This is a genomic window from Mycobacterium sp. UM_Kg1 (assembly GCF_000972925.1).
GTDB classification, from domain to species: domain Bacteria; phylum Actinomycetota; class Actinomycetes; order Mycobacteriales; family Mycobacteriaceae; genus Mycobacterium; species Mycobacterium hiberniae.
On record NZ_JRMK01000037.1, the window covers coordinates 16883 to 33444 of the forward strand.

A 16562-nucleotide genomic window follows, 5' to 3' on the forward strand; every position below is an offset into this window, starting at 1 on the left:
AGGGAAGGCCCGGGGCAAAGCCCATGCGTCCGGGTCAGTCGTCCGGCGCCGAGGTCGCGGTCATGTGTGCGCGCATCCGCATCACGGCCAATTCGGCGTCACCGGCGGTGAGGGCATCGACGATGCCGCGGTGGGCGGGCTCGATCTTCGCCCGTTGCGAGATCGCGCCGATGCGCGGGTCGACGTCGGCCAGCTGGGCGAAGAAGTGCCAGCCCAGCCGCATCGTGACTGCGTGGACCAGCCGCAGCGCGTTGTTGTCGGTGAGCGAGGCCAACGTCGAGTGGAAGTCCTCGCCGTGCGAAAACGCCGGCCCCAGGCCCTTATCGCACTCGTGGTGCAACGACTGTTCGAGGGCCTCGGCCCGCTCGGGTGCCACACGCAGCGCCGCGGCCGCCTGCTCGACCACCGCCAGCTCCAGCCCGGTCCGCAGGTCCATGATGTCGCGCAGCCGGACCCCGCGCCGGCGCAGGTAGATGGTGATGATGTCGACCAGTGCGGTGATGTCGGGCTCGGCGACGAACAGTCCACCGCCGGGCCCGCGACGGGTCAGCGCGATCTGGTGGTACTCCAGAATCCGGATCGCCTCGCGCACCACGGCCCGGCTGGCGTGGTGGGTGCTCATCAAGGTCGACTCGGATCCGATGAAGGAGCCCGGGGTGGCGCCGGACGTCAGGATCTCGGCGAACAGCTGGCGGGCCAGCGCCTCACCGCGCTTGTCGCCCAGGGTGCCGGCCAGGGCGACCGCCGGGTCGAGCCGCTGACGGGTGGCCGGCTGGGCGCGGATGAATTCGACCTCGGCCTGCAGGTGGCGCCGCATCCGGTCGCGGGCCTGTCCGGGGTTGTTGGTCAGGATCGCCCGGGCGATGCTCTCGTGTGCGCGCGCGGTCGCGCGGTCGGTGTCGGGCGGCAGCGCCGCGGCGTCGTTGAAATAGAAGTTGGTGAGCCGTCCGAACGCCTCGACGAACAGCTCGAGGACGGGGTTGGCGGTCAGGGTCGCCAGCTGGGAGTGCAACAGCCGGTAATTGGAGAACGTGCCCGCGGACTCCTGCTCCAGGGTGTGGCGGATCGCGGCGATGTCGGATTCGGTGATCCGTTGCGAGGCGATCTCGGCCGCCAGCTCCTCGAGCAGGATGCGGGTGGCGAAGACTTCGTCGAGGGTGGCGTCGACGCGCAGCAGGTGGATGATGGCCGGACCGATCACGGCGTCGACCTCAGGCTCGTCGATCACCAGCCCGCCACCGGTTCCGCGCCGCATCCGCGCCACATGCTGGTGCTCGACCAGCCGGATCGCCTCCCGGAAGACGGCGCGGCTCACCCCGTAACGGGCCAGCAGTTCGGCTTCCGAACCCAGAACCTGGCCGACCGGCCAGCCCAGCTCGATGACGTCGGCGATGATCTGCTCGGCGGCACGTCCGGCCAGCTTGGCGCGACGCGAGTCGACGCGGGGGGCGATCAGCTCTGGGTTCACATGCTCACCGGTAGAGGGCGGGTCCGTTGCGCCGCGGGCTGGCGCGGCGTTCGGCCAGCGGCGGGTTACCGATATGGGTGTAGGCCATTCCGTTCTGCAGAGCGGTTGACCGGGTCATGTCTAAAGATTCCCATATCGCGCGGATGGTGCCCTGGATCGCCTGGGGGCTGCGTTCGGCGATCGACGCCGCGATGTCGCGGGCGCGAGAGTGCAGCTGCTCGCGCGGGACCACCTCGGACACCAGCCCGATCCGCAGCGCGGTGGCCGCCGAGATGCGCTCCTCGGTCCCCATCAGCGCCCAGCGCAGCACCTCGCCGAGCGGTACGCCGCGGTGCAGCATGCCGATCGGCTCGAGCGCCGACACGATCGAGGCGTTGGCGTGCGGATCGAAGAACGCGGCTTCCTCGGAGCAGATGATGATGTCGGATTCGTTGAGCAGGTATTGAGCGCCGCCGGCGGCCATGCCGTGCACCGCCGTGACCACCGGTTTCCAGCAGCGGTGATGGATCTTCGGCGAGATCACCATGCCCGGGTCGAAGGTGTTCCAGACGTTGCTGCGGAAAAACCAGCTGGAGTCGCCCTTGACGTCCACCCCGGTGCAGAACGCGCGATCGCCGGCGGCCTGCAGCACGACGACGTGAATGTCGTCGGTGTCGCGGACCGTGCGCCAGGCCCAGGTCAGTTCGCTCGCCATCCGGGCGGAGATCGCGTTCATGGCGTCCGGGCGGTTCAGGGTGATGGTGGCGATGTGGTCGGCGACGTCGAACGCGATGTGTTCGAGCGGGATCGGTTCGCCGGTGCTGCCATCGGTCGCGCTCTGAGGGGTAGCGGAAATCATAGAAATCAGTGTACTAATAATTTCCAACGGGACAGCGGGATACAGGGAAGTAGAGATGGGGACTCTGGACGGACGCGTCGCGGTGGTCACAGGTGCCGGACGGGGCATCGGCCGCGAGCACGCATTGCTCTTTGCCGCCGAAGGAGCCAAGGTTGTGGTCAATGACCTCGGCGGCGCCAGCGACGGCACCGGAGGCGACCGCACTCCGGCCCAGGACGTGGTTGCCGAGATCCGGGAACGCGGCGGCGACGCGGTGGCCAATCATGACGACGTCGCGACCTGGTCGGGAGCGCAGTCGTTGATCCGCACCGCGATCGAGCAGTTCGGCGATCTGCACGTCCTGGTCAACAACGCCGGCATTCTGCGCGACCGCACGGTGGTCAACATGACCGAGGCGGAGTTCGACGACGTCATTAGGGTGCACCTCAAAGGACACTTCGCCCCGCTGCGCCATGCGGCGGCGTACTGGCGGGACCAGGCGAAGGGCGGTGTCGTCACCGACCGGTCGGTGATCAACACCTCGTCGACCTCCGGCCTGTTCGGTCAGCCTGGTCAAACCAACTACGGCGCAGCGAAATCCGGCATCGCGATGATCACCATGATCGCCGCGGAGGAACTGGCCCGATACGGGGTTCGGGTGAATGCCATCGCGCCGGCGGCGCTGACCCGGCTCACCGCGGGCCTGCCCGGGGTGCCCGATCCCGCCAGCGGCGAAGCCGCAGGGGCCATGGACCCCGCCAACGTGGCGCCGTTCGTGGCCTACCTGGCGACCGCGGACAGTCCGATCACCGGTCGGGTGTTCTTCGTCATGGGCGGTTCGGTGCAGCTGTTCCAGCCCTGGTCGATCATCGACCGGATCGATGCGCCGAGCGGAGAACGCTGGACGGTGGCCGACCTGCAGACCAAGGCGGCTCACTTCGCCGAGGTGCCTTTCGAACTCAATCATCCGATGAGGGGCTGAGGTGGGCGGCATCCGATTCCGAGCGGCGATCCGACGAGTAGGGCATCGATGGGAGTAGCAATGGCCAAGGCTGCCAAACTGGAGAAGACCGCGCTGGGGACTCGGGCGATGCTCGACGACCCCTACGAGCGCTTTGCCTACCTGCGCTCGAACGCCCCGGTGTCCTGGGCGACCGCACCGCAGCTGCTGCACGGTAAGGGGGGCTACCTGCTCACCCGGTTCGACGACGTCATGGCGTTGCACAGTGAAGAGCGATACTCGACCGACGTGTTGAAGTACACCGCGGTCGGCAAGTTCGCCTGGATTCTGCCTCCGACCATTCGGATGCTGACGCAGACGATGGTGTTCAAAGACGACCCGGATCACAAGCGGCTGCGGACGCTGGTGCACAAGGCGTTCACCCCAAAGCTGGTGTCCACCATGGAATCAGACATCGTCAAGATCGCCGACCGGCTGGCCGACGAGGTGGCGGCTAAGCGCGACGTGGACCTGGTGCACGAATACGCGGTCCGGCTACCGCTGGCCGTCATCGCCACCATGCTCGGGGTGGACGACAAGGACCGCGATGAGTTCCACCAGTTGGTGGAGAAGGTCGGTGACGGCGGCCGAAAGCTGGGTATGTTCTCGGCGGCGCGTCGGCTTGTCAAGCTGTTTGAAGAACTGATCGAAGAGCGTCGCATCCGTCCCGACGAGGGACTGATCTCAGATCTGGTGCGCGCCAACGAGGATGGTGACCGGCTGACCCATAAGGAAACAGTCGCCATGGTCTTTCTGCTGCTCCTGGCGGGACATGACACCACCGCCAGCCTGATCGGCAGTAGCGTGCTGGCGCTCATCGAGCATCCCGACCAGCTCGCCCTACTGCGCCAGCAGCCGGAGTTGCTGGCGGGTACCGGTATCGAGGAGTTGCTGCGCTTCACCTCACCGGTGGCCTCGGGTGCGGCGCGGTTGGCGAAGGAGGATGTGGAGATCCACGGTGTCGCCATCCCACGCGGGTCGCAGATTCTCGGCATGATCAACTCGGCCAACCGGGACGAGACGGTGTTCGACAACCCGGACTCCCTGGACCTGACCCGGAAACCCAACCGCCACCTGGCTTTCAACTTCGGCATGCACTATTGCCTGGGCCACCAACTCGCTCGGCTTGAGAGCCGCATCGCCCTGACAACGCTGCTGGATCGCTTTCCCCATTGGGAGCTGGCGGCACCCAAAGAAAGCCTGCATTACAAGCCCACGGTGTCGTTGCGCGGGCTGACCAAACTACCGATACGGATGTACTGACATGACGCAAACCGAGCAGGCCCAAGAGTTCGATTACGCCATCAAGGATGAGGACATCGAGCGCGCCAAGCTGCTGCTGGGTGTCGATGCCCCGACCAGCATCGATGAGTACTACCGCGAGCTCAGTGCCGACGGGATCCGCAACTTCGCCCGTGCCTACGGCGACGACAACCCGCTGTTCGCCGATCCGCAGTACGCGGCCGGCACCCGCTGGGGGGCGCCGATCGCGCCACCGATGATCCATATCGCGATGGCCCGCAAGATGTTGGGCGACCCGATCCCCGAGGACATCCGCAAAGCCACCAAGGGCCTGTTCTCCGGCGTGCACATGTTCGTCTCGGGGCAGGACACCGAGTGGTACGCGCCGGTGTACCCCGGCGACACGCTCTACGGCTTCGGTGGCTTGGAGTCCATCGAGGAAAAGGCCAGCGAGTACGCCGGCCGTTCGGTCATCCGGCGCATCAGGTCGGTACGCATCAACCAGCGGGGCGAAGTGGTGGCGGTGACCCGCATGATCCTGATCGCCACCGAACGCAAGAAGTCGCGGGAACGCGGCAAGTACATGGGCCTGACGGCCGCGAGCTACACCGACGCAGAGATCGCCGAGATCGACGAGATCTACGCCGCCGAAGGTCCCCGCGGTGCCGAGCCCCGCTACTACGAGGACGTCAACGTCGGCGATGTCCTGCCGAAGATGGCCAAGGGGCCGTTCACCCTGACCGACATGATCTGCTTCCATGCCGGTGGTTACGGCCTGGCGCCCTACGGCATCGGACCGGGCCGGGTGGGCTACAAGAACCGGCAGCGCGCGCCCAAGTTCTACATCAAGAACGCGGCAGGAATTCCCGATGTGGCGCAGCGGCTGCACTGGGAGAACGAATGGTCGCAGTCGATCGGTAACCCGATGGCCTATGACTACGGCGTCATGCGGGAGTGCTGGTTGACCCACTACGTCACCGACTGGATGGGTGACGACGGCTGGCTGGTCCGGCAGTACGACGAGATGCGCAAGTTCAACTTCATCGGTGACACCCAGATCATCACCGGTGAGGTGGTGGGCAAGCGCATCGAGAACGGCAACGCCCTGGTCGATCTGGAGTTCCGGGCCACCAGCCAGCGGGGCGAGGTCACCGCACCGGCGCAGGCCACCGTCGCCCTGCCGAGCCGGGAGCTCGGCCCGGTGATCCTGCCGCAGCCCGATGCGGAACTGCGGCGCAAGGCCACGGCGATGCTGCGGCGCCACAACGAGCTCCGGCACGGAAACACACGGTGATCGACACCGGCACCGAGACGGTGCTGGCGCAGGTCGTCGAGGGAGTCGGAGTCATCTCCTTCAACCGGCCGCATCGGCGCAACGCACTGCACAGCGAGATGTATGTGGCGATCCCCGCGCTGCTGGAGCGCTTCGCCGCCGACGACGACATCGGTTGCGTGGTCATCACCGGCACCGGCAGCGCGTTCTGCGCCGGCGGCGACGTCCGCGACGGCGGCTCGGCCCGGGAAGTCACCGCGCCGGATCCCGAGGCCCAGGTCCTTCAGCGCAGTGCCGTGCTGGCCGACAACGCGCGGATGGTGACACTGCTGCACGAGATGCCGAAGATCACCATCGCCGCGCTGCCCGGCGCGGCAGTCGGTGCCGGGATGAGTATCGCGCTGTCCACCGATCTGCGGATCGCGGCGCGCTCGGCCAAGCTGGTTCCGGGCTGGTCGAAGCTGGCCTTCTCCGGTGATTTCGGTGGTGCGTGGTTCCTGACCCACCTGCTCGGACCGTCCAAGGCGCTGGAACTACTTATCGCCGATCGGCCGATCGACGCCGAGACGGGCGCAGCGTTGGGCCTGTTCAATCGCGTGGTCGATGACGAGGAGCTGCCCGCTGCTGCGCTGGCCTGGGCTGCCGAGATCGCCGCGGGACCCACCGCGGCGTTCGCCGGCACCAAGGCCAATGTCCTTGATGCGCAGCGCCTCCCGCTGCACGAGGCCGTGCAGGCGGAGAGTGAGCGCATGGTGCGCAGCGCGCTCACCGCCGAACATCGGGCCGCGGTCAAGGCGTGGCTTGCCGCGGCGGCGGACAAGACACAGGCCCGCCGATGAGCGCCTGTCCGGCGCTGCCGTGCGAGGCGAGCACATGAGCAGCCCCAAGCCCGGGATCGGGGAGGAGATCCGGCAGTGGATCGCCGAGGTCACCGGTGCCGATCGGGTCGAAAGCCGGCAGGTGTCCGGGGGCGCCAGCCGGCAGGCCTGGTTCGTCGACGTCACCAGCGGGGCGCAGACTCAGGAGCTGTTCCTGCGTTACGACCCCAAGCCCGCCGATCCCGGCGGCGCGTTCCATCCGCTGCAGGTGGAGGCCGAGATCATGGCCGAGCTGCATCGCCACGGGGTCACCGTGCCGCGCGTGGTCGCCGCGCATCCGGTGCAGCAGGCCGTGCTGCTGGAACGAGTCGGCGGGCAGACCTGGTTCCGGTTGATCAAAGATCCCGACGAACAGGTGCGCACCGCGCGCGACTTCATCGCCAAACTTGCTGCCCTGCACCGGATCGACGCACGCGATCTCAAGATCGACAGTCTGGGCCCGGCCGGGCCGGTTGCCGAGCACGTCCGCGCCGAGATCGCGGCGATGCGGGCGCGGGTGGCGCGGTACGGCAAACCCGCACCGTTGGTGACGTTCTGCATCGATTGGCTGGATCGCAATGTGCCCGACTACGACGGGCCGACAGTGTTGGTCCAGGGCGACACCGGGCCGGGAAACTTCATGTACGCCAACGGCGCCGTCACGGCTGTGGTCGACTGGGAGTTGGCGCATTTCGGTGATCCGATGGACGACATCGCCTGGCTGTCGCTGCGGGCGGTGCAGGACACCTTCACCGTGTTCCCGGATCGGCTGGCCGAGTACGAACAACTGTCCGGACACCGCATCGACGAAAGCCGGGTCTGGTACTACCGGCTTTTCGCCGAAACCCGGCTGGCGTCGATCAGCCCGGGCACCGTGGACATCAGAGCGTCTGCGCCGGCCGGGTCGCCCGACGCCGGCAACAGCCTGATCTACGGCATGCTGCACCGGCGGATGCTGGTGGAGGCGCTGGCGCAGGTGGTCGGCATTCCCGAGGTAGACGTCGAGCTGCCCGAGGACGGCGGCGGCGGGGAGTTCTCGGCGGTGTATGAGGCGGCGGCCTCCTCGCTGTCCGGCGCGGCGGAACGCATCACCGATGCCCTGGCGATGCGCTACGTGAAAGGCGCGGCGCGACTGGTCAAGTACCTCGCCGAAGTCAACCGGGTCGGAGCCCAGGTCGATGCGGCCGAAACCACCGAACTGGCAGCGCTGCTGGGCCATGCCCCGGCGTCGGTGTCGGCGGGCCGGGCCGCGCTGGCCGAGGCGGTGGGTCGCGGCGCGATCAGCGAATACGACTACGTCGCGCAGCTGTGGCGCGGTATCAAACGTGACGACTACCTGACTCGGACGGCTTCGGGCGCGCTGGCGCGCCGTACCTGGCCGCCGCTGAGTCATTGAAGAAGAATCCCGATAAGCAAGGAGCGCTGGACCGTTGGGTATCGCAATCACCGAAGAACACCGGGAGCTGGCCGGGGTCGCCCGGTCGTTCCTGGAAGCACGCAAGGCTCGCGAGGCGGCCCGGGCGCTGCTGGATGCCCAAGACGAGTCGCAGGTCTCGTTCTGGGACGAGCTGGCCGGCCTGGGCTGGCTGGGGCTGCACATCGATGAGCAGTACGGCGGTGCGGGCTGCGGGCTGCTGGAACTGGTCACCGTGGTCGAGGAGTTCGGCCGCGTCAACGCCCCGGGTTCCTTCGTCCCGACGGTGACGGCGTCCGCGGTGATTGCGGCGGCCGGCAACGAAGCCCAGCGGGCGCGCTGGCTTCCCGGGCTGGCCGACGGTTCGGTGACCGGCGCGGTCGACGTCGACTCCTCGGTGAGCGCACACGGCGACGAATTCTCCGGCGACGCCTTGGCGATCGGGGCCGGGCTGGCGGATGTCCTGGTGCTGTCGGTGGGGGAGGACGTCATCGTGGTCCCCGCCGATGCCGCCGGCGTGCGTGTCGATGTTCCGGCCAACCTCGATCCGACCCGCCGGTCGGGACGGGTCTCCCTGGCCGGTGTCGGGGCGGCCGGGGTCGACATCCTGCCCGGCGCGGCAGCGCTGGCGAAGTCGCTGGCCCGCGCCATTTTTGCCGCAGAGGCCATCGGCGGGGCCCAGGACTGTGTGGAACACGCGGTGGCCTACGCCAAGGTTCGCGAGCAGTTCGGCCGCACCATCGGAACCTTCCAGGCCGTCAAGCACCACGCCGCCAACATGCTGGTGGCGGCGGAGTCGGCCACGGCCACGGTATGGGATGCCGCTCGGGCGGCTGCCGACGGCGACGATCAGCTCGCGCTGATGGCCGCATGCGCTGCCACCCTGGCCTTCTCGGCCTACGTGCACAATGCCGAGCTCAATATCCAGCTGCACGGCGGTATCGGATTCACCTGGGAGCACGACGCGCACCTGCACCTGCGGCGGGCTCTGGTGCTGCGCGGCCTGTTCGGCGGCCGCGACGCCCCGGCGCAGGCGTACGAACTGACAGCCAAGGGTGTGGTGCGGGAGAACTCGATCGAACTGCCGGCGCAGGCCGAGACGCTGCGCGCCGAGGTCCGCGCCGAGGTCGCCTCCTGGTCCGGGCTGGACGAGGCCGCGCTGCGCGAGCGGATGATCGAAACCGGTTATGTGATGCCGCACTGGCCCAAGCCGTGGGGCCGGGCCGCAGACGCGGTCGAGCAGCTGGTGATCGAACAGGAACTGGCCGACGCGGCGGTCAAGCGGCCGGATTACGGCATCACCGCGTGGGTGATCCTCACCCTGATCCAGCACGGCAGTGCCGAGCAGATCGAGCGGTACGTCGCTCCGGCGCTGCGTAAGGAAGAAGTCTGGTGCCAGCTGTTCTCCGAGCCGGGTGCCGGCTCGGACGCCGCGGCGGTGGCCACCAAGGCGGTCCGTGTCGACGGCGGCTGGGTCATCAACGGGCAGAAGGTATGGACCAGCGGTGCCCAGCACTGCCAGCGGGGTCTGGCGACGGTGCGCACCGATCCCGATGCGCCCAAGCACAGCGGGATCACCACGGTGATCATCGATATGGCCGCCGAGGGCGTCGAGGTTCGGCCGCTGCGCCAGATCACCGGGGGCGCGGAGTTCAACGAGGTGTTCTTCACCGACGTGTTCGTCCCCGACGAGAACGTGGTCGGGCAGCCCAACGCCGGCTGGACGGTGGCCCGCGCGACGCTGGGCAATGAGCGGGTCAGCATCGGCGGCGGGGCGGCCAGCGCCGACGGTGCGACGCGGGTGATCGTGGACCTGACCCAGCGCTACGGCGACGACATCGCCGGCGGGCCCGAACGAGCCGGCCGGTTCATCGCCGAAGACCACGCTCTGCGGCTGCTGAACCTACGGCGGGTGGTGCGCAGCGTGAGCGGCGCCGAACCCGGTCCGGAGGGCAACGTGACCAAGCTGCTGATCGCCGAGCACGTGGTCAAGCGGGCCGGACTGTCGGCCGAGCTGTTCGGTCGCGATGTCGCGGTGCTGACGGCCCCGGCAAAGGTGACGGGCCTGCTGGTGCTGGGGTCCCGCGGTATGACGATCGCCGGCGGAACATCAGAGGTGACCCGTAATCAGATCGCCGAGCGCATCCTCGGTCTGCCGCGGGACCCGTTGATCAAATGAGGGGGACGGCGGGGTGTTCAGGCCGGGGCGAACACCGGCACGAACGCCTCGCCGTGCTCCTCGAAGCGGACCCGCAGGGCCATGCCGCAGGTCAGCGAATCCACGTCGCAGTCGACGATGTTGGTGACCAGTCGCAGACCGGGCTGTTCGGCGATCTCGACCAGCGCGATGACGAACGGCGTCGGCACATCGGGATGAAACTGCTGATGCGCCACGGTGTAGCTGTACAGCGTGGCATCCCCGGAGACCGCGGCGAAGGTCAGCGGCGCACCGCAGTCCGAGCAGTCTCTCCGGGGCGGATGGACGTAGCGACGGCAGGGTTCGCACCGCGCGAGATGCAACGTTCCGTCGGCCCCGCCGGTCCAGAAGCCGCGGTTGTGATCGTCGATCGCGGGCAGAATCCGGGGGGCGAAAGCGGGCACAGGCGCCATCGTTCAATAGTACACTCATTTATGACATTGGCGACGGAGGTTTCATGATCGAAGCGGCGCGGCCCGCTCCGGCGATCTCGGGTACCGGGATCTCGGGCATCGGGAGGCGGACCGGCATCCCTGCCGCGGACATGACCGTGCAGGCCGCCACGGCGGCCATCGCCGACGCCGGCCTCACGCCCGCCGACATCGACGGGATCATCACCCTCGGCGACACCCCGGCCGCCGAGGCCGCCGCCCTGTTGGGGATCGCCGATCCCGGTGATTTCGGCACGGCCTTCGGGTCCGCGGGACTGCTCACCCCGGTGGTGCAGGCCGCCGAGGCGGTCGCCTCGGGCCGGTTCCGGCACGTCCTGGTCTACCGCACGGTGCAGATGATCGGTGGCACCGCGCAGGCGCCGAAAAAGGGCGCCAAGCTCCCCGCCGCACTCTCGGACGTCGGGTACCTGCTTGCTGCCCACGCCTATTCGGCAGCCAACTGGCTGGCGCTGCATTGCCGGCGGCACATGGATCTCTACGGCACCACCAAGGAGCAGCTCGGCTGGGTGGCGATCAACGCGCGCCGCAACGCCGCCCGCAACCCGCTGGCGGTGTACCGCGAGCCGATCACCATGGACGACTACCTCAACGCCAGGCCGGTCTCCACCCCGCTGGGACTGCTGGACTGCGACGTCCCGGTCGACGGATCCATCGCGCTGGTGATCTCGGTGGCCGACCACCGCCGCAACGCCCCCCACGGGGCGGTGGCCATCGAGGCATCCGGCGGGTCCGCCGGGACGGGCGGTTGGTTCAGCCGTGCCGACTATCCGCAGATGGCCGCCACCGACGCGGCGGCCCAGATGTGGTCGAAGACCTCGCTCAAGCCCGCAGACGTCGACCTCGCCGAACTCTACGACGGCTTCAGTTTCCTCACCCTGGCCTGGCTGGAAGCGCTCGGCTTCTGCGCCCCCGGCGAGTCTGGGCCGTTCGTGGAGGGCGGCCGGCGCATCGCGCTCGACGGCGAGCTGCCGCTGAACACCTACGGCGGGCAACTGTCCGCCGGGCGGATGCACGGCTACTGGGTGCTGCATGAGGCATGTCAGCAGTTGCGCGGGTGCGCCGGCCCGACGGCTTTGGCCACCCGGCCGGAAGTGGCCGTGGTCTCCGCAGGCGGCGGACCGATCGCAGGATGTGTGCTGCTGTCATGCTGACCCCGGCCACCGCGACGTTGGCGGACATACCCGGCGAGATCGTCCGCGCCGCAGCGCAGCACGGCGCTACCGCGGTGCAGGTGCACAGCGACGTCAACCCCTACTCGGGGTCGCTCGGTGAGATCTTCGGGGAGAGCTGCCGGGTGGCCGCGTCCCTGGCGGCGCTCGGCATCGGGCCCGGTGACGTGGTGGCCCTGCAGTTGCCCAACTGGCGGGAGTGCTTCACCGCGCACGCCGGGATCTGGCTGGCGGGGGCGGTCGCGTTACCCATCGTGCCGATCTACGGTCCCGCCGAAGTCGCCTTCATCGCCCGGCAATCCGGGGCCAGGGCGGTGATCCTGGCCCGCGAGAACCGCAACCGCGACGCCGCCGCGACCCTGGCCGCGCTCGCCGACGTGCCGGGGCTGCAGCACCGCATCCTGGTCGGCGACCCGCTGCCGGGAACGCTGTCCTATGCCGAGCTTGCCGCTGCCGCCGCACCCGGCTTCACCCCGGTGATCGACGACGACCCGCACCGGCGCTGCCTGCTGGTGTACACCTCCGGCACCACCGCCGAGCCCAAGGGCGTGCAGCACACTCATACCAGCCTGCTCGGCGAGGTGGCATCGCTGGACCAGATGCGGTCTTCCGGGCCGGATCTGACCACCCTGTCGGTCTTCCCCTCCGGACACATCGCCGGCACGCTCGGCATACTGCGGATGCTGTGCCGGGCCAGCAGCACCATCGCGATGGATGCCTGGAACCCCGAGAAGGCCGCGACCCTCATCGACCGTTACGCGGTGGGCTCCTCCGGCGGCGCGCCCATTCACCTCAGCGGGATACTCGACATCGCCCAGCGCGACGGGCTGGACCTGTCGAGTCTGCGGGAATACACCACCGGCGCCGCCGGGGTGGCCGGCGCTCTGATTCGCCGGGCCGACGGGTTCGGCATCGGGGCGTTCCGGTGCTACGGCTCGTCAGAGCATCCGACGATCAGCTCGGGGCGCCCGGAGGATCCGCTGCACAAGCGGGCCGACACCGACGGCCGGATCTGTCCGGGCACCGAGGTCAGAATCGTCGATGACGACGGCCGCGACGTGGCCGTCGGCGAGGCCGGCGAGATTGTGACCCGCGGCCCCGAATTGTTCAGCGGGTACACGAATTCGGAGTTCACCCGCGCCGGCATGGTCGACGGATGGTTCCGTACCGGAGATGTCGGGCGGCTGGATGCCGACGGCTACCTCACCATCACCGACCGCAAGAAGGACATCATCGTCCGGGGCGGAGAGAACATCTCCTCCAAGGAAGTCGAGGACGTGCTGAGCGCGCATCCGGCGATCGCCGAGGCCGCCGCGGTCGGTGCCCCCGATGAGACGTACGGCGAGCGGGTCTGCGCCTTCGTGGTCGTCAACCCCGGCCGCAGATTCGACCTCGCCGACGCCGCAGCACATTTCGCCGACTGCGGCCTGGCGCGGCAGAAGACCCCGGAGCGCATCGTGGTGGTTTCCGAGCTGCCGCGCACGGCCAGCGGAAAGATTCAAAAGCACGTTCTCCGAGAACAACTCAGATAGGCGGAAGGGAAACGAGATGGGCAGAGTAGACGGAAAAGTCGTCCTGGTCACCGGCGGGGCGCGCGGTCAGGGCCGCCGGCACGCCGTGCGGCTGGCCGAGGAAGGCGCCGACATCATCTTGTTCGATGTCTGTGCCGATATCGAACACAACGAATACGCGCTGGCCCGCCCTGAGGACCTGGACGAGGCCTGCCGAGAGGTCGAGAAGTCCGGCCACCGGGTGACCGCGGCCGCCGTGGACGTCCGCGACCGCGCCGCAGTCGAGGCCGCGCTGGCCGCAGCGGTCGCCGAGATGGGCAAGCTCGATGTGGTGGTCGCCAATGCCGGCATCTGCCCGCTGGGCCTCAACCAGCCGATCGGCGCCTTCGCGAACGCCTTCGACGTCGACTTCGTCGGGGTCGTCAACACCGTGCACGCGGCACTGCAGTACCTGTCTGCCGGAGCGTCGATCGTGACCGTCGGCTCGGTGGCGGGACTCTTGGCGGAGAAGGCGGGACCCGGTGCGGCGATGGGCCCGCAGGGATCCGGCGGTGCCGGCTACAACCTGGCCAAGCAGTTCATCGACAAGTACACCCTGGCACTGGCCGCGCAACTGTCACCGTTGTCCATCCGGGCCAACGTGGTGCATCCGACCAACGTCAACACCCCCATGCTGCACAACGAGGGGATGTACAAGATGTTCCGCCCGGATCTGGAGCACCCCGGCGTGGACGACGCCCTGCTCACCTTCCCGATGATGCAGGGCATGCCCATTCCGTACGTGGAGCCCGACGACGTCTCGCATGCGGTGTGCTACCTGGCCTCTGACGAGTCCCGATATGTCACCGGGGTGCAACTCAAGGTGGATGCCGGCGCCAGCCTGAAGTTCTGAAGAGGCCGACATGAAGTGGGGAATGCCCTGGCCCGGAGCTGATCTGGCGCAGCGTTGTGAGCAGGCCGGCGCTGTCGCCTTCTGTGCCGGCGAGTTCGCCGACACCAGTGCGTATGTGACGGCTGCGGAAATGGCGCGTTCCACCACCACGGCCAGGACGGGGCCGGGCATCGCCTATGCGTTCGCCCGGTCACCGTTCGTGCACGCCTCCTCGGTACGCCACCTCAACCGGATTGCGCCCGGCCGGGTCTTTCTGGGGCTGGGCGCGGGAACGGCGCGGATGAACCGCGACTGGTTCGGCGTCGACTCCAGCCACCCCGCGCGCCGGATGGCCGAACTCGTGCGCTGCATCCGCGGTTTCCTGCAGGCCGAGAACGACCAGAAGATCGTGTTCGACGGCGACTTCTACTCGTTGAACACCCACATCCGAGCACCGGTCATGGGGCCCATCGACGTGCCGATCCTGCTGGGAGCCTTCAACGTCCATATGATCCGCACCGCTGGGAGCGTGGCGGACGGGGTACTGGGCCACCCGCTGTTCACCGACAGGTGGTGGACCGAGGTGGTCGATCCGCAACTGGAGATCGGCGCGGCACGGCAGGGCCGGGACTGCGCCGGGCTGAAGCGCTGGGGCTGGATCACCACCGTGATCGACAACGAAGACCCGCAGCGAGCGGTTCAGGACGCCAAGCGTCAGATCGCCTTCGAGCTCACCGTCCGGACCTATGACTCGCTGGTGGACCTGCACGGCTGGCAGGACGAAGTCGCGGCGATCCGGGCGGAGTTCGCCAAGGGCAACGCCCGCGAGCTGGGCAGGCACGTCAGCGATGAAATGTTGTGGGCGATGGCGGTGTGCGGCGACACCGCCCAGGCCCGCGAGATGCTGGCAGCCCGGCGGCGGCTGCCCGACATCGGATTCTTCTCGCCGCCAGGCTTTCTCGTCAGTCCGCGGCGCCGACAGCGCTACGGAGAACAGGTGATCGAGGCGTTTGCCGAGAATGGAGTAGTTCTGACATGACCACAAGTTCTGTCACCACCGATGGCGACACGATGAAACAGCTCTGGGTGGGGGCCAAGGAGTCGCCGCCCATCGTGTGGCTGGCGCGGCTCGGCGCGGGGTTCGTGCTGTTGCAGCTCTACGTGTACCTGCGCTGGATCTTCTCGGACAGCTTCGCGTCCGCACCTGCTGGGCCCGACCCGATCCCGGCATCCTCGATGTTCTGGATCCGGTTCTGGGAGATCGGCTGTGTGGTGCTCGGCATCGGGCTGATCTGGTGGATCGTGCGCAAGATGAGGGCCGAGCGCGAGATTCCGCCGATCGGGATCTTCGTGGTGGCCTGGCTGCTGGCAGCCTGGCAGGATCCCGGCGTCAACGCGACCCGTCCGGTCTTCGCCTACAACAGTGGCTTCTTCAACAGGGGAACGTGGGGCGAGTTCATTCCCGGGGGGGTGAGCAAGGGGGCGGAGAACCCGCAACCCCTGATCTATTTCCTGGCCAGCTACATCGTGTTGACCCCGCTGGCGATCATGGGCATCGACAAACTGATCGGCCGGCTGCGCACCGCCGCGCCCCGACTGAACAGGGCGGGCGTGCTGGGGCTGATGGTGCTGCTGTTCACCGTGCTGGATATCGTGCTCGAGCAGTTCTTCCACCGGGTCGGCCTGTGGACCTACCTGCGGGTGGACGGTTCCTGGTCGATCTTCTCCGGCCAGCTGTACCAGTTCCCCTTGTATGAAGGTGTTTTCTTCGGCGGCATCGTGAGCACGTTGTCCATCGCCATCTACTGCTTCCGGGACAAGGACGGCCGGATGATCACCGACGCCGGGGTCGAGAAGCTGCGCAACAAGCGCATGGTCCCGCTGGTACGCATCCTGGCCCTGACCGGCGTGTTCAACGTGATCATGATGGTCTTCATGCTCGGCTTCAACCTGGTCAATCAGCATGCCGCCACCCAGCCGGCACAAGAGATCCCGAGTTACCTGCACCACGGGATGTGCGGCTTGGGCCCGAATCCGCCGTGTCCGCCGCTACCGTGACCGGCTGAGCCGGCCGGGCGGGCGGCTCCTGCTCGTCAGCTTTTGCTCGTCGACTGACCCACGCCGATCTCGTGGAACATCAGGTTCTGCAACCGGTGCAGGGTGTGCGGAGCCACCGACTCGGCGGCCAGGTACATCGAACCCAGGGGGTTGTTGACCGCTCGGGGGCGGCGCCTGATGGCGTCGATCAACATGTCGGCCGCCGAGTCGGTGGCTCCGCACACCCTGCACCG

The 16562-nt window shown here is 68.1% G+C and carries 15 protein-coding genes; 11 read left to right on the plus strand and 4 right to left on the minus strand.

The genetic code is table 11. The annotated features are described in order from the left end of the window. Nucleotides 1–34: 34 nt before the first annotated feature. Both LI92_RS08240 and LI92_RS08245 read right to left on the minus strand, forming a co-directional pair. Nucleotides 35–1468, minus strand: a complete 1434-nt coding sequence (locus LI92_RS08240) for a FadR/GntR family transcriptional regulator (RefSeq protein ID WP_046317928.1) — start codon at nucleotides 1466–1468, stop codon at nucleotides 35–37. Nucleotides 1469–1472: 4 nt separating this feature from the next. After that, nucleotides 1473–2306 (minus strand): enoyl-CoA hydratase/isomerase family protein, encoded by an 834-nt coding sequence (locus LI92_RS08245; protein ID WP_082109619.1) that lies wholly within the window; start codon nucleotides 2304–2306, stop codon nucleotides 1473–1475. A 55-nt stretch (nucleotides 2307–2361) separates the two neighbouring features. Here LI92_RS08245 and LI92_RS08250 point away from each other — a divergent pair, with 55 nt between their 5' ends. Genes LI92_RS08250 through LI92_RS08275 form a run of 6 tightly spaced genes read left to right on the plus strand, consistent with a single transcriptional unit; the run spans nucleotide 2362 to nucleotide 10250 of the window. Further along, nucleotides 2362–3267 carry an SDR family oxidoreductase gene (locus LI92_RS08250; RefSeq protein ID WP_046317931.1) on the plus strand — a complete coding sequence of 302 codons (906 nt, stop codon included), beginning with the start codon at nucleotides 2362–2364 and terminating at the stop codon, nucleotides 3265–3267. 48 nt (nucleotides 3268–3315) lie between these two features. Beyond that, on the plus strand, nucleotides 3316–4548 hold the full coding sequence (locus tag LI92_RS08255) for a cytochrome P450 family protein (RefSeq protein ID WP_286134941.1): 1233 nt from the start codon (nucleotides 3316–3318) through the stop codon (nucleotides 4546–4548). 1 nt (nucleotide 4549) lies between these two features. Then, nucleotides 4550–5821 (plus strand): FAS1-like dehydratase domain-containing protein, encoded by a 1272-nt coding sequence (locus LI92_RS08260; RefSeq protein ID WP_046317935.1) that lies wholly within the window; start codon nucleotides 4550–4552, stop codon nucleotides 5819–5821. Beyond that, a complete protein-coding gene (locus LI92_RS08265) occupies nucleotides 5818–6639 on the plus strand; it encodes an enoyl-CoA hydratase/isomerase family protein (protein ID WP_046317936.1) in 822 nt (273 codons plus the stop codon). Before LI92_RS08260 ends, LI92_RS08265 begins: the two co-directional genes overlap by 4 nt. Before the next feature lie 34 nt (nucleotides 6640–6673). Continuing rightward, nucleotides 6674–8053, plus strand: coding sequence for a phosphotransferase family protein (locus LI92_RS08270; protein WP_046317938.1), 1380 nt, complete (start codon nucleotides 6674–6676; stop codon nucleotides 8051–8053). A gap of 34 nt (nucleotides 8054–8087) precedes the next feature. Further along, nucleotides 8088–10250 carry an acyl-CoA dehydrogenase family protein gene (locus tag LI92_RS08275; protein WP_046317940.1) on the plus strand — a complete coding sequence of 721 codons (2163 nt, stop codon included), beginning with the start codon at nucleotides 8088–8090 and terminating at the stop codon, nucleotides 10248–10250. A 17-nt stretch (nucleotides 10251–10267) separates the two neighbouring features. Here LI92_RS08275 and LI92_RS08280 read toward each other — a convergent pair whose 3' ends face one another. Then, nucleotides 10268–10681: a Zn-ribbon domain-containing OB-fold protein gene (locus LI92_RS08280; protein ID WP_046317942.1), complete on the minus strand. Its 414-nt coding sequence runs from the start codon at nucleotides 10679–10681 to the stop codon at nucleotides 10268–10270. Between the two features lie 44 nt (nucleotides 10682–10725). Between LI92_RS08280 and LI92_RS08285 the strand changes: the two genes are divergently transcribed. From LI92_RS08285 to LI92_RS08305, 5 genes are read left to right on the plus strand one after another with little or no spacing between them, the layout of a single operon-like run. Next, on the plus strand, nucleotides 10726–11871 hold the full coding sequence (locus tag LI92_RS08285) for a thiolase family protein (RefSeq protein WP_046317944.1): 1146 nt from the start codon (nucleotides 10726–10728) through the stop codon (nucleotides 11869–11871). After that, nucleotides 11865–13421 (plus strand): class I adenylate-forming enzyme family protein, encoded by a 1557-nt coding sequence (locus LI92_RS08290; RefSeq protein WP_082109620.1) that lies wholly within the window; start codon nucleotides 11865–11867, stop codon nucleotides 13419–13421. Before LI92_RS08285 ends, LI92_RS08290 begins: the two co-directional genes overlap by 7 nt. 16 nt (nucleotides 13422–13437) lie before the next feature. Then, nucleotides 13438–14292, plus strand: a complete 855-nt coding sequence (locus LI92_RS08295; protein ID WP_046317946.1) for a mycofactocin-coupled SDR family oxidoreductase — start codon at nucleotides 13438–13440, stop codon at nucleotides 14290–14292. A gap of 10 nt (nucleotides 14293–14302) precedes the next feature. Further along, on the plus strand, nucleotides 14303–15310 hold the full coding sequence (locus LI92_RS08300) for an LLM class flavin-dependent oxidoreductase (RefSeq protein WP_046317948.1): 1008 nt from the start codon (nucleotides 14303–14305) through the stop codon (nucleotides 15308–15310). Then, on the plus strand, nucleotides 15307–16329 hold the full coding sequence (locus LI92_RS08305; RefSeq protein ID WP_082109621.1) for a spirocyclase AveC family protein: 1023 nt from the start codon (nucleotides 15307–15309) through the stop codon (nucleotides 16327–16329). The genes LI92_RS08300 and LI92_RS08305 overlap by 4 nt, the downstream gene beginning before the upstream one ends. A gap of 35 nt (nucleotides 16330–16364) precedes the next feature. On the opposite strand, the gene LI92_RS23710 is transcribed toward LI92_RS08305, so the two are convergent. Continuing rightward, nucleotides 16365–16562: hypothetical protein (locus LI92_RS23710; RefSeq protein ID WP_192830006.1), on the minus strand; the 198-nt coding region annotated here is incomplete at its 5' end.